The 24,815-nt window shown below is 49.7% G+C and carries 25 protein-coding genes and 1 other RNA gene; 16 read left to right on the top strand and 10 right to left on the bottom strand.

The genetic code is table 11. The features are described from left to right. Positions 1-50: 50 nt before the first annotated feature. The 4 genes from HPT30_RS26845 to HPT30_RS26860 form a co-directional block, all read right to left on the bottom strand. Positions 51-1,418, bottom strand: a complete 1,368-nt coding sequence (locus tag HPT30_RS26845; RefSeq protein ID WP_175374352.1) for an MATE family efflux transporter — start codon at positions 1,416-1,418, stop codon at positions 51-53. A 195-nt stretch (positions 1,419-1,613) separates the two neighbouring features. After that, the gene (locus tag HPT30_RS26850; RefSeq protein ID WP_175374353.1) at positions 1,614-2,849 is read right to left on the bottom strand and encodes a putative glycoside hydrolase; all 1,236 of its coding nucleotides are present in this window, start codon (positions 2,847-2,849) and stop codon (positions 1,614-1,616) included. Positions 2,850-3,084: 235 nt separating this feature from the next. Continuing rightward, complete coding sequence (locus HPT30_RS26855; protein WP_175374354.1) at positions 3,085-3,273, bottom strand: hypothetical protein; 189 nt, start codon at positions 3,271-3,273, stop codon at positions 3,085-3,087. 173 nt (positions 3,274-3,446) lie between these two features. Then, a complete protein-coding gene (locus HPT30_RS26860; RefSeq protein ID WP_175374355.1) occupies positions 3,447-4,268 on the bottom strand; it encodes a YitT family protein in 822 nt (273 codons plus the stop codon). A 318-nt stretch (positions 4,269-4,586) separates the two neighbouring features. Here HPT30_RS26860 and cshA point away from each other — a divergent pair, with 318 nt between their 5' ends. Then, positions 4,587-6,248 (top strand): degradosome RNA helicase CshA, encoded by a 1,662-nt coding sequence (gene cshA, locus HPT30_RS26865; protein ID WP_175374356.1) that lies wholly within the window; start codon positions 4,587-4,589, stop codon positions 6,246-6,248. Positions 6,249-6,432: 184 nt separating this feature from the next. Here the strand turns inward: cshA and HPT30_RS26870 are convergent, their stop codons facing one another. Continuing rightward, entirely contained in the window at positions 6,433-6,528 is a 96-nt protein-coding gene (locus HPT30_RS26870) for a hypothetical protein (protein WP_042186834.1), read from the bottom strand. Between the two features lie 178 nt (positions 6,529-6,706). On the opposite strand from HPT30_RS26870, the gene HPT30_RS26875 reads away from it, so the two are divergent. From HPT30_RS26875 to HPT30_RS26885, 3 genes are all read left to right on the top strand, one after another. Beyond that, a complete protein-coding gene (locus HPT30_RS26875; RefSeq protein ID WP_175374357.1) occupies positions 6,707-7,525 on the top strand; it encodes a YesL family protein in 819 nt (272 codons plus the stop codon). A 104-nt stretch (positions 7,526-7,629) separates the two neighbouring features. Next, positions 7,630-7,822: non-coding RNA, 6S RNA (gene ssrS, locus HPT30_RS26880), on the top strand. Between the two features lie 157 nt (positions 7,823-7,979). After that, complete coding sequence (locus HPT30_RS26885; RefSeq protein ID WP_066371822.1) at positions 7,980-8,369, top strand: DUF1499 domain-containing protein; 390 nt, start codon at positions 7,980-7,982, stop codon at positions 8,367-8,369. 150 nt (positions 8,370-8,519) lie between these two features. On the opposite strand, the gene tpx is transcribed toward HPT30_RS26885, so the two are convergent. Next, positions 8,520-9,038: a thiol peroxidase gene (gene tpx / locus HPT30_RS26890; protein WP_175374358.1), complete on the bottom strand. Its 519-nt coding sequence runs from the start codon at positions 9,036-9,038 to the stop codon at positions 8,520-8,522. A gap of 113 nt (positions 9,039-9,151) precedes the next feature. Here tpx and HPT30_RS26895 point away from each other — a divergent pair, with 113 nt between their 5' ends. Both HPT30_RS26895 and gltC read left to right on the top strand, forming a co-directional pair. Further along, positions 9,152-9,784, top strand: coding sequence for a rhomboid family intramembrane serine protease (locus HPT30_RS26895; RefSeq protein WP_175374359.1), 633 nt, complete (start codon positions 9,152-9,154; stop codon positions 9,782-9,784). Between the two features lie 5 nt (positions 9,785-9,789). Then, positions 9,790-10,701: a glutamate biosynthesis transcriptional regulator GltC gene (gene gltC / locus HPT30_RS26900; RefSeq protein ID WP_175374360.1), complete on the top strand. Its 912-nt coding sequence runs from the start codon at positions 9,790-9,792 to the stop codon at positions 10,699-10,701. Between the two features lie 173 nt (positions 10,702-10,874). On the opposite strand, the gene HPT30_RS26905 is transcribed toward gltC, so the two are convergent. Next, a complete protein-coding gene (locus tag HPT30_RS26905; protein ID WP_175374361.1) occupies positions 10,875-11,546 on the bottom strand; it encodes a zinc metallopeptidase in 672 nt (223 codons plus the stop codon). A gap of 36 nt (positions 11,547-11,582) precedes the next feature. Further along, positions 11,583-12,014 carry a MerR family transcriptional regulator gene (locus tag HPT30_RS26910; protein ID WP_175374362.1) on the bottom strand — a complete coding sequence of 144 codons (432 nt, stop codon included), beginning with the start codon at positions 12,012-12,014 and terminating at the stop codon, positions 11,583-11,585. A 623-nt stretch (positions 12,015-12,637) separates the two neighbouring features. Between HPT30_RS26910 and HPT30_RS26915 the strand changes: the two genes are divergently transcribed. From HPT30_RS26915 to HPT30_RS26930, 4 genes are all read left to right on the top strand, one after another. Further along, positions 12,638-14,029 (top strand): ammonium transporter, encoded by a 1,392-nt coding sequence (locus HPT30_RS26915; RefSeq protein WP_175374363.1) that lies wholly within the window; start codon positions 12,638-12,640, stop codon positions 14,027-14,029. A gap of 31 nt (positions 14,030-14,060) precedes the next feature. Further along, positions 14,061-15,146: a DUF294 nucleotidyltransferase-like domain-containing protein gene (locus HPT30_RS26920; protein WP_376767067.1), complete on the top strand. Its 1,086-nt coding sequence runs from the start codon at positions 14,061-14,063 to the stop codon at positions 15,144-15,146. After that, positions 15,143-15,892: an exonuclease domain-containing protein gene (locus HPT30_RS26925; RefSeq protein ID WP_175374364.1), complete on the top strand. Its 750-nt coding sequence runs from the start codon at positions 15,143-15,145 to the stop codon at positions 15,890-15,892. Before HPT30_RS26920 ends, HPT30_RS26925 begins: the two co-directional genes overlap by 4 nt. Positions 15,893-16,270: 378 nt before the next feature. Then, positions 16,271-16,831, top strand: coding sequence for a TlpA family protein disulfide reductase (locus tag HPT30_RS26930; RefSeq protein WP_175374365.1), 561 nt, complete (start codon positions 16,271-16,273; stop codon positions 16,829-16,831). An 84-nt stretch (positions 16,832-16,915) separates the two neighbouring features. On the opposite strand, the gene cimA is transcribed toward HPT30_RS26930, so the two are convergent. Continuing rightward, on the bottom strand, positions 16,916-18,535 hold the full coding sequence (gene cimA, locus HPT30_RS26935; RefSeq protein WP_175374366.1) for a citramalate synthase: 1,620 nt from the start codon (positions 18,533-18,535) through the stop codon (positions 16,916-16,918). 197 nt (positions 18,536-18,732) lie between these two features. On the opposite strand from cimA, the gene HPT30_RS26940 reads away from it, so the two are divergent. The 3 genes from HPT30_RS26940 (at position 18,733) to HPT30_RS26950 (ending at position 21,996) form a co-directional block, all read left to right on the top strand. Then, positions 18,733-20,025 (top strand): DNA polymerase IV, encoded by a 1,293-nt coding sequence (locus HPT30_RS26940; protein ID WP_175374367.1) that lies wholly within the window; start codon positions 18,733-18,735, stop codon positions 20,023-20,025. 164 nt (positions 20,026-20,189) lie between these two features. After that, positions 20,190-20,432 (top strand): ferredoxin, encoded by a 243-nt coding sequence (locus tag HPT30_RS26945; protein ID WP_175374368.1) that lies wholly within the window; start codon positions 20,190-20,192, stop codon positions 20,430-20,432. A 130-nt stretch (positions 20,433-20,562) separates the two neighbouring features. After that, positions 20,563-21,996, top strand: a complete 1,434-nt coding sequence (locus tag HPT30_RS26950) for a L,D-transpeptidase (protein WP_175374369.1) — start codon at positions 20,563-20,565, stop codon at positions 21,994-21,996. Here HPT30_RS26950 and HPT30_RS26955 read toward each other — a convergent pair. Further along, positions 21,993-22,130 carry a hypothetical protein gene (locus HPT30_RS26955; RefSeq protein ID WP_175374370.1) on the bottom strand — a complete coding sequence of 46 codons (138 nt, stop codon included), beginning with the start codon at positions 22,128-22,130 and terminating at the stop codon, positions 21,993-21,995. The genes HPT30_RS26950 and HPT30_RS26955 overlap by 4 nt on opposite strands. 211 nt (positions 22,131-22,341) lie before the next feature. Here HPT30_RS26955 and HPT30_RS26960 point away from each other — a divergent pair, with 211 nt between their 5' ends. From HPT30_RS26960 to HPT30_RS26970, 3 genes are read left to right on the top strand one after another with little or no spacing between them, the layout of a single operon-like run. After that, positions 22,342-23,436: a quinone-dependent dihydroorotate dehydrogenase gene (locus HPT30_RS26960; RefSeq protein ID WP_175374799.1), complete on the top strand. Its 1,095-nt coding sequence runs from the start codon at positions 22,342-22,344 to the stop codon at positions 23,434-23,436. 30 nt (positions 23,437-23,466) lie between these two features. After that, positions 23,467-24,279, top strand: a complete 813-nt coding sequence (gene yjbM, locus HPT30_RS26965; RefSeq protein WP_175374371.1) for a GTP diphosphokinase — start codon at positions 23,467-23,469, stop codon at positions 24,277-24,279. Then, positions 24,269-24,727, top strand: coding sequence for a DUF309 domain-containing protein (locus HPT30_RS26970; protein WP_175374372.1), 459 nt, complete (start codon positions 24,269-24,271; stop codon positions 24,725-24,727). The genes yjbM and HPT30_RS26970 overlap by 11 nt, the downstream gene beginning before the upstream one ends. The last annotated feature ends 88 nt before the right edge of the window (positions 24,728-24,815 follow it).

Below are 24,815 nucleotides of genomic sequence, written 5' to 3' on the forward strand. Positions count from 1 at the left end.
ATCACGCTATCAACGTGTATCGCTGCTTTGTACATTCATTTCCAGCAGGCTTATACTTCGCCTGCTTCCAGTTTGGCAGCAAAACGGCGCTGCACAATAACCAGTCTTGACATCAGCAGTATGGCTCCGATAGCCAAACCGGTGATCAGTCCGATCCAGTAGCCATAAGCACCCAAATTGGTATAAGTCGCCAGCACATAGCCTACTGGTAGGCCAATCACCCAGTAAGCGATAAAGCAGATGATAAAGGCGGGATTCACATCTTTATAGCCACGCAGCACGCCTTGGGTCGGAGTGGCGATTGCATCCGAGATCTGGAAGAAGATCGCATAGATCAGGAAATGCTGGATCAACGAGATAACCGCCGGCTCATCAGAGTAGAGTCCAGCGACATGATTGCCAGCGAATAGCAGCACCAGTGCCGTTGCGAATGAAAGTATCGCCGCTGTGCCGATGCCGATAATCCCGTACTGACGAGCGTCCTTGAGCCGCCCGGAGCCAGTCTCGAAGCCAACAAGGATTGTAAGGCTCATGCAGATGCTGAGCGGGATCATATACAGGGTCGAAGCGAAATTGATCGCTGCCTGATGGGCGGCGATGGTCATCGTATCGAATCGGCTCATCAGCAGGGTCACTGCTGAGAAGACCGCAGTTTCGAAGAAAATCGAGAAGCCAATAGGAACACCAATTTTAAGCAATTCCTTGAAGGTAGACAGCGACATGAAATGGAACTTGCGGAACAATCTAAGCCCGACAAACGGCTCAGCCCGGTAGATAAAGACCAGCGCAACAAGGAATATCACCCAGTATGTGATCGCAGATGCAACACCGGCCCCGACACCGCCCATTTGCGGAAAGCCGAATTTTCCGAAGATCAGAAGATAGTTAAGGCCTACATTAACTGGCAGAGCAATTAGTGTGATGAACATGGACACTCGTGTCTGACCGAGCGCATCAATACAGCTCCGCAGGACGGTGTAACCGAAGAGAGGAATCACGCCAAAAGAAATGGCTCCCAGGAAGCGGGCCGCGATATCTCTAACGGCAGGCTCCAGATTCATGAAGTTCAGAATTGGTGACAGCGATAAGAAGCCGATAAGTAAGACAAGAAGAGAGACAATTAGGGATAGCCAAATGCCCTGTGTAACTTTATAGGCGACTTCGTTGTCTCTTTTGCTGCCGACAAGATGTGAAACGATGGGGGTGATCCCCATCAGAATACCGTTCAATCCGGTCTGGATCGGAATCCAGAGGCTGGTGCCGATAGCAACGCCTGCCAGGTCGGCTGTGCCGAACTTGCCGGACATGTTAGTGTCAAAGAAGGTAATGGCGGACAACGCAATCTGGGTGACCAGAATCGGAAACAGAATGTGCAGGAATTGTCCCATTTTTTGCTTAATAGAATGACTTTGGATCATTGTTTTTGCCTCGGGTTCTATAATTTTTTCGGTTGATTTTTGCCAAACTTCCCGGCAAAAGACCCGGCGGATGCCGGGTCCTTAATAAGAATATACTATCAGATTGAGTCAATTTCATAAATCCATTTCGGATTGAAATCCACATTATAAAATAAATTGATTCAGATTCCGTATAAAAAAATAATGGCCGTAAGCTTATTTTCCGTAATTTACATCAGCGGTGTAGCGGTTGTTGGCATTCCAGAGCAGGAACTCATCAACATTCTGATCTTTTAAGGCACGTACCTGATCCTCTACCTGCTGCTTGCCGTACTTCACATAGTGGCCGCTTCCAAGCCAGCTGGCTGTGAAATCCTGAATCCACGGCCGGATCACAGGTTTGTAGCTGCCCAGCGGATCCAGCTTCTTGTGTGTGTCCACCATAGAACCCTTGATAGTTGCATAAGGGTCTTTGTCCGGGTCCTTAACACTGAACCAGCCGGTTGTATAATGGCTTGGGTAGACCATCGGACTGATAACATCGACATTCTTGGAGATCTTCACAAAGTCCTGACCGATGCCTTCCGCAGCAGGGACGGAAGCGGCGTAGCCGAAGATATCAACAGAGACGCGAACACCGAGCGGATTAAGTTCTGCCTTGGCATATTTTACGAAATCCGCAATGATATCAATGCGCGCCTTGTCGCTCTTGGTGTATTTCAGCGTGTCGGCACGCTTCTCAAAGCCTTCGGGGAAACGGACATAGTCGAACTGGATTTCCTTGAAGCCTAGCTTAACTGCTTCCTTCGCAATATCCACGTTGTATTTCCATACGTTTTCATTGTAAGGGTTAACGAAGCTGTCGCCGCCCTTGTTCTTCCAGATGGTACCGTCCGGATTCACAAAAGACAGTTCCGGATGCTTCTTGGCGAGCACGGTATCCTTGAATACAACGATTCGCGCGATCGGATAGACCTGGTGCTGCTTCAGCCGCTCCATGAGTTTGTTGATATCTCCGATGAATGGCTTAGGCTCACCCATTTGCTGAAGCTCCGGGTTGTCCGTCTTGTAAGTGATATACCCGGCATCATCCTTGATATCAATAACCATGGAATTAAGCTCCGTGGAATCAATCAGGTTAAGCAACTGCTCCATACGGGCGCCGCCCGCACTGTAAGCAGTGACATATATGCCTTTCACCTTAGGCGCATCCGGTTGAGGATCAGCAAGGGGGGCGCTATTCAGGCCACCGGTCTGTGGTGCTGGCGTAGCCGACGCGGCAACGCTTTCTCCGCCTGTGGTATTCTGGCCCGGATTGGTGCTGTTTTGTGCAATGATGGCAGGATTCTTAGCTGCGGCCTGCAAAGCGGCTGTCACATTGGCTGAATGCTGGTCCTGCTGAATGCCTACGCTTCCCAGTGTCATCATCAATAGAGCCCAGGTGATGTTCATTCTTCATTCTCTCCCTTTATGTACGTTCCTTAGAATTATACAGGAACAGCTGCTCCCAAAAAGAACAGACTTGTCATAAACTTGCTGACAATGTGTTCCTGTGCAGCGGCCCTTTTCTGTTTATAAACGGGATGCATTGATTTTAAACGGATTATTAAAAAGTAAATGCCGCCCGGGTTCAGCACATGGCCAAATCCAGAGCGGCAACAATCAAGAAAATGTTCTTGCGGCTTGCTTAGTGAAGATACGCAGAGTTCTGATGCTCACAGATGCTGTAATGGATGATGTCCATGGCATCTGCCGGTTCCAAAATACTTAGTCCGTCGCGCAGCACGATCACCGAATTCAGTTCGTCCTGCTTGAGAAACGGCATCATATCGGGATACCATCTCATGACGATTGCTGACAATTTTACCGTTTCCATTTCCACAAGAATCACCCTTCCTTTTTCGAATGGTACTGAACTTGAATTCAGGGTTCACCCAGAAAAACGAGATGCTTGGAATAAGAAGGTAAAGCACAATCTTCATGAAATTATAAAGGGTCCTGCGTGACTATAATATACCACAGATTTAAAGCATGTGCATTGTTTCTCATTTACCTTTTGCGGAATGAACCAATGACGCCTACAGTCTCCACGATATTGACAAAAGCTTGCGGGTCCGTTGTTTTGATGATGCGTTTCAGCTCTGCAAGTTCATACCGTGTAGTTACTGTCATTAGCATGTCCTTTTCCACGTGAGAATAAGCGCCTTCGGTGCGAATCTTCGTAACTCCTCGCTGCAGAACGAGCAATTGCTTGAGTAGCTCTTCTGTACGATTGGTTACAATATATACAGTTACCTTGATATGGCTGATGTGAATCATGTCGACCACCTTACCGGTAACATAGATCGAAACCATGGATGCCAAAGCAAGGTTCCAATTGTTGTCAAAATAAGCGGCGGCCAGAATGACCAGACCGTTCATTCCCGCGATAATAGTGCCTACCGGAAAATCACGGTAGCGGGTAATGATGGAGCCCAGAATATCGAAGCCGCCGGACGAGCCGCCAGCGCGGAAGGAAATCCCGCTCCCGATGCCCACTATCACGCCGCCAAATACAGAAGCAAGCAGCATATCCGAAGGTACCACTCTTACTGGAATCAGTGTCATCATCCATGTGGTGGAGGCGACAGAGAGGATGCTGAGAACGATGAATCGTCGTCCGAGCTGAAACCATCCTGCTACAAGCAGCGGAATGTTGAACAAAAGATACAGCAGACTGATGTTCAATGGGGTGAAATACCCCACGAGCATTGACAGACCTGACACGCCGCCACTTAGCAAACGGTGCGGTATCAAAAAAAGATTGAAGCCGCTGGCGATCAATGCAGATCCAAATATGACTGTTGCATAACTCCCAATACGTTTTAACAAGCAAATTCACCTCTGGTGTGTATTGTAAACCATGAAAGAAAGGAATACACTGGTATTCCCCTTTATGTTTGTGATATAATGTATAGGATATTCTTGAGTAGGACGTTACAATGGTACTTTTGCATTGCTTCGGATGTGAAGCTACAATTGCTCAGGCGATTTTGAAGCGCTTGATGATAGGACGGCTTTTCGTCCCAGGTACGCGTTAACCATGCAGAGATTCTGGCATGATTGGACAGCCTATAAATGTGTTTACCGCTACTTAAGAATACAGACAAGCATGTGGAATGTCCACTGTATAGAAGGAGCATGAATAATTTGAAAACATTCGCAGAATTCGGCCTGGAGCCAAAAGTTCTCCAGGCAATCACAGAGCTAGGATTTGAGGAAGCAACACCTATTCAAGCACAGTCGATTCCCCTGGCATTGACCGGATCGGACCTAATTGGTCAAGCACAAACAGGTACTGGTAAGACTGCTGCATTTGGTATTCCCCTCATTTCCAAAATCAACCGTGAAGATGAGAAAATTCTCGCACTTGTAATGACCCCGACGCGGGAATTGGCTATCCAGGTAGCTGAGGAAATCGGCAAACTGACCCGCTTCAAAGGACTTCGTTCCCTGGCGATCTATGGCGGACAAGATATCGGCCGTCAAATCCGCGGGCTGAAGAAGAAACCTCAGATCATTATCGGTACCCCAGGACGTCTCCTGGACCACATTAACCGCAAAACCATCCGTCTGGACGATGTACAGACTGTTGTCCTTGACGAAGCAGATGAAATGCTGGACATGGGCTTCATGGAGGACATCCAGTCCATCCTCAAGCTTGTTCCGGAAGAGCGTCAAACTATGTTGTTCTCTGCTACTATGCCCCCGAACATCCAACGTCTTGCTCAGCAATTCCTGAAGAACCCGCAGCACGTGTCGGTTATTCCTAAGCAAATCAGCGCACCGCTGATCGACCAGGCCTACATCGAAGTTCCTGAACGTCAAAAGTTCGAAGCGCTAAGCCGCTTGATCGATATGGAGTCTCCGGACCTTGCTATCGTATTCGGACGCACTAAGCGCCGGGTTGATGAATTGGCTGAAGCTCTCCAGAAGCGCGGATATTCCGCTGATGGACTTCACGGTGACCTTTCCCAGAATCAACGTGATGCCGTTATGCGTAAGTTCCGTGACGGAAGCATTGATGTACTGGTAGCTACAGACGTGGCAGCACGTGGTCTTGATGTATCCGGCGTAACCCATGTAATCAACTTTGACCTTCCACAAGATCCTGAGAGCTATGTACACCGTATCGGCCGTACTGGTCGCGCAGGTAAGGAAGGTACAGCATGGTCTTTCGTGACTCCACGCGAAATGGATCACCTGCACCTGATTGAGCGTGTTACTCGTCACCGTATTACCCGCAAGCCATTGCCAACTATGGCTGAGGCAATTGAAGGTAAGCAACGCATTACTGCAGAGCGTCTTCTTCATATGGTGGAGAATGGCGAGCTGAATGAATATAAAGGCATTGCCATTCAATTGTTGGAACAATACGATTCCGTACAATTGCTGTCTGCGGCAATGAAGCTTCTGACTGGAGAGAAGAAGGATTCCGAAATCGAATTGACTCCGGAAGATCCGATCCGCGTGAAACGTCGCGGTGGCAAGAACGATATTCGCAGCGGACGCAAGCCTAACGGTGGCTACGGCAACCGTGGCGGCTATGGTGGTGGTTCCGGCGGCGGCGGTGGATACCGTGGCAACCGTGACAACAACGGCGGCGGAAGCAGCCGTGGTGGCTACAGCAGCAACTACGGAAGTGGCAATGGCGGCTACGGCGGCGGCTACAAAGGTAACCGCGACAACGCAGCAGGCCGTGATTCCTCGGCATCCCGCAGCGGTGAGCGCAGACCTTCTACTCGCCCAAGCAGCAGCACTACCAGCACACGTCCAGCTGTAAAACGTGAGGATTCTTCCTTCGACGCTTAAGCTGACCAGGTCAGCAGCAACCGCTGATGACTGAATATATGAAGAAGACGGGACACCGCTACGCGGGTCCCGTCTTTTTTGTATAAGCAAGAGTTTTGTGGTAATAAATTGCTTATCGTTGTCAGGAGAACGGCTATTTGTCCGCAGGACGATATAGACGCTCCAAGTAATCAACTGGCACAGGTTAGATGAATGTGCGAGTGATGATAACGAGCAGAATGAACAAAACTAGAATTGTGCCGGTGGAAGTCCAGCCTCCGTAGCCAACAGGTGAGGACATAGGAATACCTCCTTTAAAATGTTGATTAAATTGGTTACGTCTCTAATATATGGTCTTATTACCTTGACGGTATAGACCATAACCTATCACTCAAAAACTTGGGCGCTGGAAAAGAACGGGGCAAATAGGGTATAGTTAAGATACGCAGTATGCGCGAGACAGACAGGAGGAAGGGAAATTGGAGTTTAAAGGAGCAATGGGTGGTTTATACCGCATCACAGAATGGATTTCACGGATTGCGTTCAGTAATATTTTATGGGCGTTCTGTTCAATTCCGTTTCTGTTTGCAGCTGTTATGAAAATTATTATGTTGGGTACTGGCACAGGCGGTCCCAATGAACAGCTGACCTTGAATTGGGCAATGGGCATTTTCGCACCGTTTACTGTGTTTCCGGCTACGGCCGCATTATTCACGGTTGTGCGCAAATGGGTAATGGGAAATACGGATGTCAGCACTTTCCGTACGTTCTTCCAGGGTTATAAAGAGAATTATGTAAAAAGCATGCTTGGCGGCCTGATCTATACGCTGCTGATCGTCATTATGTACGTTGATGTGACCGTATACATGACGCAAATGTCCAACTTCAAAATTGTGGGCATTTTGATGCTGGTGCTGATGATTATTTTATTCGTGTCCATGTTTAATTTCTTCTCGATCGTAGTTCACTATCAAATGACCTTCAAACAAGTTGTCATCAACTCGTTTTTGCTGACCGTCGCTCGTCCGATTCGTGTTTTCATGACCTTGATCGGAGCGGGGCTACTGGCGTATATAGGTCTGAAGTATCCTGCCTTGTACTTTATTGCTATTCCTACGCTGATAGCCATGCTTGCTTTCTTTAACTTCTATGCCACCTATAACAAGCTGCAAATGCAAGTTGAGAAAAGTAAGCTGAAGGAGCAAGAAGCGGAAGAAGCCCGTAAGCTTGAAGAAGAGGGCGAATCGGGGGCAGATAAGCTTGATGACGAAAACGATAGAGATACGAAACGGATATAAGTCAATATCGCTTAACGCTGCGGAAAACTGGCGAAATTTCTAAACCGTTATAATTTAAAGCGCATACAGGTTTACATTTTCGTCAAAACGCAATATAATAGTTCTAAATCCTGCGATGTACGTTATGGCTGCTCGTTGTTTTGAACCAATGACAATGTCTCGGGAGATCAAAATTGAAACGTGGCTGAAAGGCCCCGCCTATATGGCCTGGGGAATTCAAAAGCGAGTTCTGCGATCACCCACCTGCTCTAGCAGGTTCAGAAGACACTGTGGCCGGACGGCATAGGCGGGTTTTCCAATGGTTATGACAGGCGCCCTATTTTCCGTATTTTGCGGATAGGGCGCTTTCTTGTCTTGTGCGAACATTCAGAAAGTGAGTATTGCTCTTTTGTTCCTGAGGCAAGAGTGTTACACTTATACTAATGAACATGGGACTTGAAGAGGGGGAAGTATTTTGTCGTTGAAAAGAACCTTGGTCGGCTTGTTCCGCAGCCATGATGGAACAAGCGACCGCGCAAAAGATCCGGCATTGAAGACGCGTTACTACAATTTGCAGAAGGACAAGGCTTGGGAAGAAGTATCCGCAACACTAAAAAAAATTCCGGGTTATAAAGTGCTGCATGAGGTGGAGTCAGTCGGAGAAATTATTTTAGAGAAAAAAACAGCTTTAGGCCGTACGCTTGATATCACCGTCTCGGTACTCAATACGACGCCGGTGCGCTGTGCAGTTGATATATATTCCGCTTCCAGAGGTTCTCTGGGTGACCTCGGCGGCAATTACCGCGTAATTCAGCGCCTATATGGTTCGCTGGACAAGAAGCTTGGCAAATATAAAGTGGATTGAGAACAGCGGCATAGCCGAATAACAATTCCATTTGGGGATTGTATGCGTTTTCGAGAGATACTCGCATAAGAAAAGCGGAAGAAGGGAGGCCTTCTGCCGCTTTTTTCACAAATAATAAAGTGCATACGTGCGTTTGTCCTGCGCTAAGCTTTACAGAAGCTCTTTAACAGCGGCGATAGCAGCTTCATAGTTTGGATGCTCGCCCATTTCGCTCAGGTATTCTACATAAGTTAACTTATCGTTCTGGTCGATCACGAAGATGGAACGCATGTCCAAACGGAGTTCCTTAATGAGAACGCCATAGGCTTCACCAAATGAAGCAGTCTTGTGATCGGAAAGTGTGATTACACGATCAATGCCAGCAGCGCCGCACCAGCGGGCTTGGGCAAATGGCAGATCTACGCTGACAGTGAGAATGACTACATCATCGCCAAGTTCAGCAGCTTCAGTATTGAACCGGCGAGTCTGTGCATCGCACACACCAGTGTCCAGAGAAGGGACAACGCTGATTAGCTTGATTTTTCCAGCATAATCACTGAGGGATACCTCTTCTACAAGATTCTTGCTGAGTACAAAGTCCGGTGCTTGGTCGCCGGCTTTCAGTGCGGGTCCGATAAGTGTGATGGGGCTGCCCTTTAAAGTGGCCACGCCTGTTCTTTCTTGCGTCATATCCTTGTTTCCTCCTCGAATGGGCATATTGGAATGTTACTGCCACAATAAATTATAATCTTTTTAAAGGGAGAATGTCCAACAGGATAACTTGTATAAAAGGATGGATGATTATGATTTTCATACGGTATGAGAATTGGCGAAGCTATGTCCGGTATTATCCGGTGACTACGCTTTTGCTTCTGGCGAATGTGGTCATGTTCGTAGTTTTAACAGCTAATGGGGGATCAACGAATCTGGATACCCTGGTGCATTACGGAGCAATCGTGGATAATGGACCTTACAGGGAAGAGTGGTGGCGTTACGGAGCTGCGGTTTTCCTGCACAACGGTTTTTCTCATTTATTCTTTAACAGTTTTGCATTGCTGGTGTTTGCTCCTCCATTGGAACGGCTACTCGGCTGGTGGCGGTATGCGCTGCTGTATTTAGGCGGGGGTGTGTTGGCTAATGTAATGTCAATCGTGCTAAGCACTCCCGATGTCAACGTGTGGCGGGTCTCGGTAGGTGCCTCAGGCGCAATCTACGCTGTATATGGGGCGTTTCTATACATTGCCCTTATGCAGAGAACAATGATGGATGAAGGATCGCGTAAGACCCTCTATGGGCTTCTGCTGACGGGTCTTATTATGACGTTTGCAGTTCCTAAGATAGATTGGGTGGCGCATATCGGCGGTTTGGTCGCCGGCTTTTTCCTCTATGGACTGATTATTCGCGTATTTAAAAGAAGCCGAAGACAGGAGAGATGACAAGCGTGGAGCTAAGACAGCTGCAATATTTTCTCAAGGTTGCTCAAAAGGAGCACGTCACCCGCGCGGCGGAAGAGCTACATGTGGCTCAATCTGCGGTCAGCCGCCAGATTCATCAGCTGGAGCAGGAATTGGGTGTGGACTTGTTCATGCAGAAAGGGCGCAACCTGCAGCTAACGCCGGTGGGCCAGTTATTCTGTAAGAGGGTAGAGGTCGTACTCAAGGAGCTGGAGCGTTCGGTGGCGGAGGTGCACGAGTTTTTGGATCCGGAGCGGGGCGAGATTCGTATAGGATTTCCACATAGCCTGGGCACGCATCTTATCCCGAGTATTGTAGCAGAGTTCCGCAAGCATTATCCCCATGTCAAGTTTCGTTTTAAACAGGGGACCTACCCGTCGCTAATCAAGGATGTGCTGATGGGTGAAGTAGATCTGGCCTTTATCTCGCCTTTCCCGGAGAGCAATGACCATCTGGCAGGAGATATCGTGATGACGGAGGAGTTGTTCGCAATTCTTCCGCAGAATCATCCACTTGCCGGGGAATCGGTCATTCGGCTGGATCAGCTGAAGGATGATAAGTTCGTTCTATTCAGTCAGGGGTACTCTCTACGGCCAATTGTCTGGCAGGCATGCCTTCAGGCAGGGTTCAAGCCGCAGATTGCCTTTGAGGGCGGTGAGACGGACACCATACGCGGTCTTGTTGCGGCTGGAATGGGTGTGAGTCTGCTTCCGGAGATGGCGCTTTTCCAGACGAACCCGCTTCAGCCGGCACAGGTGAAGGTGGTTGAACCTGTTGTTACTAGAACGGTTGGCCTGATTCACCGGACTGACGGCAAGCTGCCGCTTGTGGCTCGCTCCTTCCGTACCTTCTTGCTATCGTATTTTAGGCTGAAGCATTCGGGAGCTCCAGTAGGCTGATTTTGTATCTTGAGTAGATAGAAGAGTTAAAGAAACCTCTCTTTAGAAATGGTTGATGACGCACCATTTTAACAAGAGAGGTTTTTTTGTGTGTTGATAAACATAAATAAGGGATGTCCCCTCCCGCGAATGCGGGATTTGGGACATCCCTTAAAAGGATGGCAGATCAGATCTTAGTCACGATTGCCGAGGTAGATAGCGATCAAGCGGAACAATTCAAGCAGGGATACCAGTGCTGCTGCCACATACGTTAAAGCTGCGGCATTTAGAACCTTAGCAACACCATGTTCCTCATCGTTACGGATGTAGCCTTGCTCAACCATGACTTGACGGGCACGGTTGCTGGCGTTGAACTCGACCGGCAAGGTGATCAATTGAAAAGCTACGGAAGCTGAGAAGAAAATGATGCCCAGTCCGATCAGATTGAAAGAGCTGAAGAGGAATCCGGCGATCAGCATGAAAGGAGCGATGCCGGAAGCAAAGTTAACTACCGGGAATATCCGGTGACGCAAGGCCAGCATCGGATAGTGCACTTTATGCTGGATCGCATGGCCAACCTCGTGGCAAGCCACCGATACGGCGGAAATAGAGCTTTCATAGTATACAGGTTCCGACAGACGCACAACGCGGTTGATCGGATCATAGTGGTCGGATAGAGCGCCGCGAACAGGTTCGATAGGAACATCGCTGAGTCCATTGGAATCCAGCATGTGACGCGCGGCATCGTATCCTGTCATTCCGTTGGCGGTAGCCACCTTAGACCATTTGTTGAACGTGCCTTTGACCCTGAACTGGGCCCATAACGAGAATAGAAAAGCAACAATTACTAATAAGTACATCATCATATGTCATTCCTCCAGAGTGTTGTGTGAACAAGCTACTTACATTGGCGGTCCGTGGGTCAGGAGAAGTCGTATTGCTTCAATACAGGCCACGCCCTGAGGGAGAAGTGCGGACAAAGCTCTGTTCGCCTGCCCGGGCTTCAATCCACTGATCATTGGTTCAAGGGCTTTGACTTCGCGTTCTAGCCGCTGCATGTGAAGCTCCAGCTCTACAAGCTTATCGGATACATCCGCTTCTGGAGCGGCCGTTTTCCATTTGCTCATCATGATCTTGATCTCTTCCAATGTATACTTGTCATGCTTCAATTGATTAATACGTTCCAAAGCGGCCAAGGTTTCATGACTGTATAAACGATAATTCTTCATGCTCCGCGACTCCGGAGAAATAAGCCCTAACTTGGTGTAATAATCAATCGTACGTTCACTAATGCCGGCAAATTTGGCCAACTCTCCAATTCGATACAGGGTCATATCCCCAATGTTAACTCACCTCGCTGCTGGGAATCAGACAACCGTGTTGTGGCAGTCATTCCTTATATTTGGCAATCTCAAACCTGTCTCTACAATGATAACAAACTGTAAACCGTACAGTCAAACGTGATGCTTACCTAAAGTATATGCGTGCCATGAGACGAAAATACCTGACATGAATTAAGCGGTGATCTGTTCAATACTTCTTATGTCAGCTTTGTAGGAAGAGGAGGGAGTCATCGCTTACTTCTATAGAAATGTATAGAAAAAGCGTTAACCTAACATATAATGTTAGGTCTAAGATATCATAGATGGTGGCTATATAAACACGAACAATGCGGATTTATTAATTGTGATAATCATTAAAAACACTTAAATTGTTGATCGGATACAGCAATTTACTGGATACGGTTACATTAAAGACGAATGTATGTTTCGCGTTATTCTAAAACGTTATTGGTTTCGCGATCTCCATATCTTAAGTTCGTGCATTAAAAGCCGGTTATAAAATAAATGATGAAAAGTTTAAAAATACCCTTGTCAATTTACCTCACTCCTGCTTATAATGACATTAAGAGTTTCACAACTTGTTAGAAAATATAACATTAGGGGAGTGGGGAACAATGAGAAAGAAATGGCTGGTTATGGTGTTAGCCATGATAACACTGATGATTTATCCGGTAAGTGCGTTTGCAGCAGATGGTCCGACTAGTCCGCAATTGCAAATCGGGCTCGACACAGCATTTACCTTCTTGGCTTTTATTCTGGTATTCTTTATGCAAGCCGGTTTTGCACTGCTGGAGGCTGGTTCGGTAAGAATGAAGAACGCGGGTCACGTTGCTGGTAAAACAGTATTGACGCTGGCGATCGCAAGCCTTTGCTTCTGGGCTGTTGGCTTCGGACTCGGCTTCGGAAATGGTAACGGGTTCTTCGGTACAACAGGCTTCCTTTATGGAGGAGACAGCACAGCAGCTTCCTTTGATTCCCTGGCTGGCTCTGATGTAACTCTGAATATTAAATTCCTGTTCCAAATGGCCTTTGCAGCGGTATCGCTAGCCATCGTATCTGGTGGTATGGCTGAACGTGCTAAACTTAGCGTATATATTATCTTCGGTATTATTTTCTCAGTAGTCATTTATCCGGTAGTTGCCCACTGGGTATGGGGCGGTGGCTGGTTGTCCTCCCTGGGAATGCAAGATTATGCAGGTTCCACTGTAGTCCATCTGACGGGCGCAACTGCGGCATTAGTGGCTACAATATTGCTGAAGCCGCGACTTGGCAAATTCAATAAAGAAGGCAAACCGGTCATTATCCCGGGCCATAACCAAGTCTTTACTGTCCTGGGCGTTATTATTCTCTGGTTCGGCTGGTTCGGCTTTAACCCTGGTAGTGCTCTGTCACCAATGGGTGGTTTCTTCGGACACGTAGCAGTGACTACCAACATTGCAGCCGCAGCCGGCGGCTTGGCAGCACTGATCGCTTCCTGGCTGTATTTCGGTAAATCGGATATCCCGGCAATGCTGAACGGTGTGCTGGCGGCATTGGTAGCTATTACAGGAGCTTGTGCCTTCGTTGAGCCTTGGGCTGCAATTCTGATCGGTTTTGTAGCAGGCGCCTTCACTTTCATGACAGCACAATGGCTGGAGCGTGCAGGTCTGGATGATCCGATCTATGCATTCTCTGTTCACGGCCTTGCCGGAGTGTGGGGTGCGGTATCCACTGGTTTGTTCGCAACACCTGAATTGGCTGAGACGGTGGGTGTTGGTCAAGCGGGCTTGTTCTACGGCGGTGGCTTCCATCAGCTCGGTGTTCAAATCCTTGGCGTAGTTGGTACATTCGTCTTCGTAGCGGTACTGTCCTTCATCATCTTGTATGTTATGAAATTGGTGAATGGAATCCGCGTAACGGAAGAGGAAGAGTTGATGGGACTGGATATCAGTGAGCATGGTACCTATGGCTACCCTGAGCAAATGAAGTTGATTACAGATTCGGAATCCAATACTGCCAAGCATTAATATAACTTCACTTATAAGGGAGGCGAACCGAGTGGCTTCGATGGAGTCTGCAGGATGGGTCAATGAGAACTACTATACTTCCATCGCAACGGCCGGTTCGCCGCATGAGCTTAAGATAAGGCGCATCGCCTGTCAAAATGAGCTTCTCCAGCAGTTGAACATGATTCCGATTGGGGAATGGCTGTCACGCGTGAATGCCATGCATGACCTCATTGCCAAGACCGCAGTGCAAATATGCGAGGCGCAGATGAGAGAGGCGGGCTACGGCCCGCCTCCCTGCGCTTATTCTTTTATCGTATTCGGCAGTGCGGGCCGACAGGAAGCTACTTTATGGAGCGACCAGGACAACGGTTTAATTGTGGATGGGGAACCGGATGGAGCCAAGAACCGGTATTTTGAAGTCTTCGGTACGCAGCTATCCGATGTGCTGGAGGAAGCAGGGTATGAGAAATGTGAAGGCAAGGTCATGTGTTCCGAGCCAATGTGGCGCAAGACACTCCAGGAATGGAAGGAACAGCTCGAAGGATGGAGAAGCCAGCTGGAATGGGAGCCAGTCCGCTATCTCATCATTGCTTCAGATATGCGTCATGTTGCTGGGAACGCTGAATTGTCGGCACAATGGCTGAAGGCCTATCATGAAGGATTCATTGACAATGAGAAACTTAGCACTGCCGTGCTGCGCAACACAGTCCGTCACAAGGCGACGCTTAATCTGCTGGGGCAAGTGCTTACTGAACGTTTCGGGGATTACGCCGGAGGATTCGACATCAAATACGGCATGTATATCCCGCTGGTTAACAGTGTAAGACATTTGTCCTTGTCGCACGGAATTCAGGAGAGTGCTACTTTGAATCGGCTTACGGAACTGGAGCAACTTGGGCAGTATGATTATCTTGTTGATATCCGTACAGCCTTTCTGACAGCGCTACGAATGCGTTCGAATACACCTTATATCACCCAACAGAATGGGTTGTTGCTTAGTAGTGATTATATTTCGGAGCAGGACCTGAAGAACAAGCAGTTAATGTCAGAGCTGCGTGGAAGACTGCTATTGGTCAGGCGTATTCACCGTGCCTTGCAAAGACAGCTTAGAGCAGCGGAGAGGAGACAGTCATGAAGGAGCCGAATAAGGGCGGCGGATTCTGGAGCAACTTGAGACAGGGTGGAATGCCGTCCGCGATTGCTTCCATGCGGGGCGGTGAAACGGCGCAGCAGACCGCCCAGCAGATGGCTTTTATCCGCTCGCTGATGCGGGAGAAACGACGGCCCGAGGTGCTGCATACTCCGCTGTCACAGCTGGAGACGGTGATTTTTGATCTGGAGACAACAGGCTTTTCTCACCAGCATGGTGACGAGATTATGTCCTTCGGGGCGATCCGGGTAGTGGGGGAGGAGATCAAGGAGGAGGAATGCTTCTATACCTTGGTCAACTGCCAGACGTCCATTCCGGGTAACATTACGGAGCTAACAGGAATCTCGGAGGAAATGACTAAGACAGCACCGCCTCTGATGGAGGGGCTTCATAACTTCATGTCCTTTGTAGGGCAGCGGGTGCTGGTGGCTCATGCCAGTGCGCATGACAAAGCTTTTCTAAATGCAGCCCTGTGGAAAACCTCCAAGGTTCAGCTAACCCATCGTGTACTGGATACGATGATGCTGGCTAGATGGCTGGAGCCACAGCGGAGCAACTATACTCTGGATGAACTGCTGGCCGTACACAGTATACCGATTACAGAGAGACATCATGCTCTGGAGGATGCCAAAATGACGGCACAGCTCTGGGTGGCCTACCTTCGTGAGATTGCCAAACGGCGTCAGGTGGAGACGTTAGGAGATTTGTACGCTTATTTAAGCAGAGCCTAGCACCGCTAACCCATATGTAAGTATACCATGGGCATGGGGATACAGAACGCAGCGGGTAAGGCGCTACGCCTGCGCTTGACACAAGCTGTCGATCGCATGCCTCCCGCTGCGGCAGCAACCGGCAGGCCTCCTCATGCTTGACGTGGACAACTGGACAGCGGGTGCCTCCCCAGCGCTTGCTGTAAGAAAGACTCCATCCTCTGGACTGGACATTTCTCCGGCGGGCTGTCAATTGTTCACCCCTCTCTTCATTTGGGTTTCGTCCTCTGCGGCGGAATCCTTTTTTTATGTATGACAAATTTATGGATGGTTTGAAACTTTACCGAATGGGGGTACAATAGTAAGAAACTATCCCATTTCGCAAAGGAACAGACGCCAATGAAAGCTGTTAATAAACGGAATTTAGCGGTAGTAACCTTGATTGTTATTCTAGTTGTGTTTGTAATGTGGCGGGAACGGGACTCAGAAGCGGTAGCTGTGTTCAAATCGCAGGAGCTGCCCACTGAATCTGGACCTCGTGCCGGATTGCTGGCGCCAGCGTTGACCCTTCAAGGAAGTGACGGCAGCACATACCAGGTAGGCGGCAAAAGAGAAAAAGCCGTTCTGCTCAATTTCTGGGCTTCTTGGTGTGATCCCTGTCAGCAGGAGGCTCCGGAGCTGAATGTCATAGCCGCTAAATATAAGGACTCACTGGATATTTACGGCATTAATGTGACCAGTCATGATTATAAGCCGAATGCCGAGCGCTTCGTGAAGAAGTTCAAGCTGACATTTCCGGTGATGTACGACCAGAAAGGCGAGGCCTTTGCCAAATATAACGGTGCGGTCTTTCCCACCAATGTGCTTATTGACAAGAACGGTGTCATCTCCGAAATTATACTCGGTATCCTGACGCCGGAGGAACTGGAAGCGAAGATCACTGCGCTCATTGGTTCTTAGGAAATAAGAGTAATTAGAATTTGAAAAAAGCCCACTCTCAGCAATCAGACTGCTGAAAGTGGGCTTTGCTGTGTTGCGGCTTCGTTAATGGTTAACGAGGCCTCTTGGTTCATGATCTTCAAGCTGCTCATGCACTTGGGAAATCTGGCCAAGCAGAGCATAACGCATACTGTCGACCAATGCTTCCCAGCTGGCTTCGATGACGTTACTGGATACACCAACAGTACTCCAGGTTTGATGGTAGTCTTTCGACTCGATCAATACACGTACCTTCGCCGCTGTCTGATCCTGTTCATCCAGAACCCGCACCTTGTAATCGGAGAGGTGCATTTCCTTAAGCTGCGGGAAGTAGGTTAGCAGGGCCTTGCGCAGCGCGTTGTCGAGTGCATTAACCGGACCATTGCCTTCCGCGGCGGTATAGAGGTTCTCTTTTCCGACCCGGAGTTTGACAAAGGCTTCGGAGACAACGGGACTGCCGGCATTTTTCTCCACCAGCATCTTGAAGGACTCGAAGACAAACAGTTCATTGACTTCACCTGTTGCTTCACGAAGCAGCAACTCCAGTGAGGCATCTGCACCCTCAAACTGATAACCTTGATGTTCCAATGTCTTGATCTTGTCGATAACTTTGCGAGCCTGTTCGCTGCTAGGATCAAGATGAAGCCCCATATCCTGAGCTTTCGATAGTACATTGCTCTGTCCTGCAAGTTCTGAGACCAGAACGCGCTGCTTGTTGCCGACAAGCTCGGGAGCAATATGCTCATAGGTACGTGAATCGCGCAGGATGGCAGAGACGTGAATACCGCCCTTGTGAGCGAAAGCAGCATTCCCTACATAGGGTTGATTCACTGGCATGTTCACATTGGCTACCTCGCTGATAAAGCGGGCAGTGTTGGTGAGCTGTGACAAGTTGTCACCCGGAATACAGTGGTAACCCATCTTCAGCTGCAGCGTAGGGATGATGGAACACAGGTTGGCGTTGCCGCAGCGTTCGCCGTAACCGTTGATGGTTCCCTGAACCTGGCGGACGCCTGCACCGATGGCGCTAAGCGCATTGGCCACCGCCAGTTCGCAATCATTGTGGGTATGGATCCCAAGCTTGGCCTCTGGAAGCCGTGCCGACAATGATGTGACGATCTCCTGTATTTCATGGGGAAGTGTTCCGCCATTCGTATCGCACATAACCAGCCAGTCTGCGCCGGCTTCTCTGGCTTTGGCCAGGACTGCTGCGGCGTATTCGGGGTTGTTTTTATAACCGTCAAAGAAATGCTCGGCATCAAAAATAACCTCAAGGCCCTTGTGCTTCAGAAAGGAAATGGAATCCCCAATCATGGCGAGATTCTCCTCCAGTGTAGTCTGGAGTGCGGTATGCACATGGAAATCCCATGACTTACCTACGAGTGTGGCTGCAGGCACGCCTGCGTCAATCATCCGCTGCAGATTGTCGTCATGCTCAGCCAGAGAGTTCTTGCGGCGGGTGCTGCCGAAGGCGGTGATTTTGGCGTTCAGGTGCAGTTCTTTAACTCTTTTGAAAAATTCGATGTCTTTATTGTTGCTTCCCGGGATGCCACCTTCAATATAGTGCACACCCAGATCATCGAGTTTCTTGGCGATCTTCAGCTTGTCGTCGGCCGACAGACTGATACCTTCACCTTGGGTGCCGTCGCGCAACGTTGTATCGAAGATGGAGATGGACTTTGACATGATAGTCCTCCTTAAGGGAAATGAATTTATACATTATAGCATTTTTACGCGGGAATGTAACAGAGAACTTTTTTATACGGCAACGTGGCAGAGAACACTTGTGCTAAAGAAGCAGGCTCAGTGAGTTGACCTTCGCGCAGGGGAGCGGTATTCTAGTTCTGACAATAGAAACCATAAGAGGATAGAGGGTAGATATTGTGCAGAATGTTGATCAATATTATCCCGCAAGCGGCCGGGTGATCCTGCATGTGGATATGAACGCTTTTTACTGCTCTGTCCATGAGGCGGAGGACCCGGATCAATATAAGGGCAAACCGACGGCAGTGGCCGGAAGCGTGGAGATGCGCAAGGGAATTATTGTAACCTGCTCCTATGCTGCGCGCCGACAAGGCATCTCTACGGGAATGCAGGTGCAGAAGGCGCTGCGGATCTGCCCTTCGCTGACCGTTATTAAACCAAACTTTCATTTATACCGCAAATATTCGAATGCGTTCATGCAGATTGCCTATAGCTATACTCCTTTGCTTGAAGCGGTCTCCATTGATGAATGTTATCTGGATATTACCGGTTCCCGCCAGTTTGGTACACCGCTGGAGATTGCAGAGAAGATTCAGCGCCGTATTATGGAGGAACTGGGCCTCCCTTGCTCCATTGGAATTGCTCCGAATAAACTCTTGGCCAAGATGGCCTCTGATCTGAAAAAGCCTAATGGTATTTCCGTGCTGCGGCTGCGCGATGTGCCGAATATTCTGTGGCATAAGCCCTGCAATGAAATGTTCGGGATCGGCGGGAAGACAGCGGAGAAACTGAAGAAGCTTGGGATCTACAGCATCGGACAGCTGGCTGCTGCTGACGAGCGGATGCTGACTGAGCATTTTGGCGTAATGGGCTCCTGGCTGAAGCGGGCGGGCAATGGGATCGATCATGGCGTTGTCAACCCCGAACGGGAACAGAGCAAGTCCATTGGGCATACGACCACTCTGCCCCGGGATGTTGTAGGCATCGCGGAGGCCCGGCCCATCCTGCTCAACCTGAGCGACCAGGTGGCAAGACGGCTACGCAAGCAGGGTCTTGTGGCTGCCGGGATCCAGTTGACTATCCGTACGCCCGATATGAAGACGATCACCCGTTCACGTCAGTTGGACGCACCTTCAGAGACGGCGGAGGATATCTACAAGGCTGCCTGTGACCTGTATGTGCGCCACTGGCGGGGAGATAAACCTGTACGCCTGCTTGGTGTGACCTCTCAGGGACTGTCTCCCAAGGAAGAGGCGGCGATCCAACTGGATCTGTTCGATTATGAACGCCAGCCCAAGAAGGAATCGCTTAACAAGGCCATGGACATGCTGCGTAATAAATTCGGCGAAAATGCGGTGCTGACGGCAGGGATGCTGAGCGATACACACTCCTCGCTGCTGCGCAACCACAAGGAACGGGGCACCTCTCTGCAGAAGGATAATCTCGGCCGTCTGGATCGGGATCAGGACTGAAAATAAGGGCGTGGCTATCCGCTTGGATCAGCCGCCATATTTTGAGGCAGAAAAGCAAACGTCTTGAAAATTCATTGAAATTGCATTCCTTTTATATTAATATGAGAAAAATAACAGACCGTTCTCACGGCGCTGTATTGTTCAACAGGAGGCAAAGATAAATTATGGCTAAGTACACTTGGGTCGAGAAAGATACTTGCATTGCATGTGGTGCATGTGGCGCGACGGCCCCTGATATTTATGATTACGATGATGAAGGCTTGGCGGAAGTTATTTATGAGAATGACAGAAACCACGGCGTAACAGCAATTCCAGACGATCTGTTCGACGATCTGCAAGATGCTTGCGACGGATGCCCAACTGATTCCATCAAGATTGCGGACGAGCCGTTTAATAAAGAAGGTTAATTCACCCGCGATATTATCGTCATACGAGATAAAAGACATCCTTAGGCCCAATTTTGGTGCTGGGGATGTCTTTTTTTTCATATCCAGCCGATAGTAATAATGAAGGAATCTTTAAATAGCGGAGGTCCCGATGAAAAATATACAGCACCTCAAAGCCTACGTGCAGATGCATCCTGATAATAAGATGGCATGGTACTTGCTTGGGAAAGAATATTATAAGAACGGACAGCACGGCAAAGCCAATTATTGCTTTAACCAGTCCGGGGAAGTCTATGAGGCTTTCGAGCATAGTAAGGTGCCTGCCGAAATGCTTCGCGAGTATGAGGATGGGCTGCTTCAGGCCGGGCGCGAGCGGGACAGGAAGCGAAAGAAGATCCGCCGCGCGCTGATGGCACTAATACTCTTGTTGCTGGTGGTCATTCCTTCGGCAGCTGCACCGGGACTTGTCGGGCAATGGGAACCCGCTGGGGCTTCAGCTGCGGGGGATTCAGACGTGATTGATCCTGTAGAGGTATCTGCCATTGCTAAACCGGGAAATAGTCAGACACCGGTTAAGTCCAAGCTAGCCTTCACAGCGGTCGAAGGTGGAGGCGCTTCCTCGGCTGGCAAGCTGCTGGTCACGATGCTCGGTGGAGAGCAGACGGGTTCCAAGACAGCGGTACTCGGTATGAAGCGTCAAGGACAATGGCTGATCTGGAAGAAGCGGCTGCCACTGATTTCTGCGCTCGAAATGAAGAGTGATGGAGCCGTCGAGTATCAGTCCTTTGAGCCGGCTGTCTGCAACTGTAAGCCGCCGGAGCATGGCGAACTGGCCAAGCAGGCCGGAGAGTGGCAAGACGCCCAGGAGGAGCAAGCGGTGCTGTGGAGCGCGATGAAGGCCTACCAGTCTGCAAAGGGAAAGCTGCCGGATTCCCTGAAGGATCTCACTGGACCGTTTCCCGGGAATTGGCTGGGGGGCGTCACGCCTACTATGAAGCAGGCGTTTAAGCCGCTCAGGGCGGCGGCAAGCCCGGGGGCAAGAGGAAATCAACCGGAACAGCCCGCTGCGTCACAAGCGGCGCAGGGAGCTGACGGCAGCGGGTCTGGGGCCAGCGGCGGGACGCAGGGCCAGCCCTTTTTTGCCAGCCCGCTTACTATTATTATAGATAAACAAACACACCGTCTGGCAGTCGTCAGCGGCTCGGTGATGCTGCGGAACTATGAAGTGGGCCTAGGCGGGGATCGTACCCCTGAGGGACGTTTTGCGATATCGGATAAGGTTGTTAATCCTAATGGGCATGACAACGGAGAGTTCGGCAGCCGCGGTATGCAGCTCTCAGACACGAATTATGCCATTCATGGCACGAATGATCTGAACAGTATCGGCAAGGATGAGTCATTGGGCTGTATTCGGATGAGACGCGGGGATGTGGAGGAATTATTTGCACTGGCGCCTAAGGGAACGAAGGTAGAAATCAGCAGAGGGGTTCTGCCTGCAGAACTGCTGATGCCGAAGGAACGCTTCTCGCCGGCAACTTCAGAGAATCAGACCAACCCCCATAAAAAGTACCACTGGTTGAACTAATTGCCTGCTACAATTAACAGAACAACAATCAGAATGATAAGTAATACAAGGCTTACGCCGATCCACAAGAGGGCTTTGCGGTTCACTTCTTCCTTCTTCTGCTGCAGTGTAGGAGGTTTACGTTTGGTTGACATACAGTTCGACCTTCTTTCTCTTATAATCGGTGATTACCCTTACATTGTAATGCGTTTACAATAAAATTACTATACTTGGACTACGGGTCCTTTGGAGCGGGAAAGGGCAAAAAACTTTTCTTTTCACCCGGAAAAGGCTAAAATCAAGTAGAAACCTACAGAAGCGGGGAGACTTAAGCACTAGCAATGACCCCATGAAGGAGCGAGAATGGTGCTGTATCGTAATTTTGGAAAACCGATTTTCTTCAAAATGGACCCGGAAAAGGCGCACCATCTGGTCGTTGGCGGCCTGGACAAAGCAGCATTCATGCCTGGTGGCAGCGCGGCTCTGCGTCTGATGTACGGGGTGCCGGAGACGGCCGACATGGCTGTCGATTTGTTTGGCGTTCACTTTCCTACCCCGGTAGGACTGGCTGCGGGCCTGGATAAGAACGCTGCAGCAGTGCCGGGGTTTTCTTCCATCGGCTTTGGCTTCATGGAAGTGGGGACGGTGACGCCCAAAGGACAGCCGGGCAACGAGAGTCCGCGGTTGTTCCGCCTGCCCTCAGACGAGGCCCTGATCAACCGGATGGGCTTCAACAACGAAGGGGCCGAGGCCATGAAGGAGCGGCTGAAGGCACTGAAGCACCGCAGAATTCCGGTTGCGGTCAATATTGGACGGAACAAGGCGACTAGTAATGAAGCCGCCCATGAGGATTACCGCCAGTGTATCCGTACGCTGTATCCGTACGGTGATTTTTTTGTGGTGAACATCAGCTCGCCGAATACGCCAGACCTGCGCAGCCTCCAGCACGGTAGTGAGCTGTCGTTCCTGCTGGCCCAGGTCAAGGAAGAAATGGAGATTCAGCGCAAGGCGACCGGACTGAACAAAAGCCTGCTGGTGAAGATCGCTCCCGACGTGAGCGACACCGAGCTGGAATATATGGTACATACGCTGACTGAAGCGGGGATGGACGGCATTATCGCTACTAATACTACGATAACCCGTGAGGGACTGAGCCATGAGAAGGCGGGAGAGGCCGGGGGCCTCAGCGGCAAGCCGCTCCGTGACCGTTCCACTGAAATTATCCGCAAAATCTATCGTCAGACCGGCGGCCAAATGCCGATTATCGGTTCGGGCGGGATTTTCACCAGTCAGGATGCCTATGATAAAATCCGGGCGGGCGCCAGCCTGGTTGAGATTTATACAGCCCTCATCTATGAGGGACCTGAAGTGAACCGGAGGCTGCATGCCGGATTGCGGCAACTGCTGCGCCGGGACGGATTCCGTACACTTTCCGAAGCGGTGGGCGCGGATCATCACTGAGGAAGACGAAAGGACAGGAGGACGAAGGCGATGGACGGAAGGGATTGGGGAACTTTTTTACTTCCATATGAGCAAACTGTGGAGGAACTGAAAGTTAAGTTTAAGACCATGCGTTCGGAGTTGAAAAAAAGAGAGGAATATACGCCAATCGAGTTCGTAACCGGCCGGGTAAAGCGGCTCTCCAGCATTCTGGAAAAGGCCAAGCGCCTGAATGTGAAGATGGAAGATCTGGAGACGGGCATCGAGGATATCGCCGGCATTCGCATTATGTGCCAATTCGTGGAGGATATCCGCAGGGTGGCTGAATATATCCGGGCCCGCAAGGACCTGGAAGTCCTCTATGAGAAGGATTACATCACCAATTATAAAGAGAGCGGCTACCGCAGCTTTCATATGATTATCAAATATCCTGTACAGACGGCCCTGGGCCAAAAGATTGTGCTCGCTGAGATTCAGATTCGAACGCTCGCTATGAATTTCTGGGCGACGATCGAACACTCCCTGAATTATAAATATCGTGAAAGCCTGCCCGATGAAATCCGGGTGCGTCTGAAGACGGCGGCGGAAGCGGCATCGATTCTTGACAGTGAAATGTCCAGTATCCGTGAAGAAATTCTGGATGCCCAGATGACCTTCGAGGAAAATTCGAATACAACCACGCAATTGCTGAAGGCTATTCACCAGTTGTATTTCTATCATCTGGTCAATGAAGCCATCGAGAGCCAGGAACGGTTCAATGAAATCTGGCAGGCTCACGATATGGAGGCCATGAAGGGACTTCTGGACCATGTGCGCGGACTCCTCTCTGAAGCGAAGAAGGGCGATCTGCCGGATGGACTATGAACCGCTGTACCTGGCATATCTGGTCTACTTCAACCGGGACAGAGATTATTTCGAGTGTCATGAAGTGCTCGAGGAGCTGTGGCTTGCCAAGGACAAGGACCCTTTATATAAGGGATTGTTGCAGGTAGCCGTCGGACTGTACCACTTCCGGAACAACAACGTTCGCGGTGGCAGAATGATGCTGCAGGGGGCGGCGGCCAAGCTGGAGAATTATCCGGCGAGGACGCTCGGTATCGATCTCGCGAAGCTGGTGGGTGAAGTAAAGGAGTATGCTGTTCGTCTGGAGAATTTCGCTGATCAGCCGTTTCCTTATTTCGATCTTACCATCGACATCGTTGATCACGATCTGGTGGAGCAAGTGAGACTTGCAGCTACCGGCATCACACCGAATATTCCCCAGCGCCGGGGCCCACAACGACCGGACCGAGCACATTCGAAACACAAGTAAGTCAACGCTCTTATTCTTTTGGAGTTCGATTTATAGAATAAGCAGTCTACTTTAAGGGGCACCCGCAAGGGTGTTCCTTGAGTCTTTC

The sequence above is a fragment of the Paenibacillus agri genome (assembly GCF_013359945.1).
In the GTDB taxonomy this organism is placed as follows: domain Bacteria; phylum Bacillota; class Bacilli; order Paenibacillales; family Paenibacillaceae; genus Paenibacillus_AQ; species Paenibacillus_AQ agri.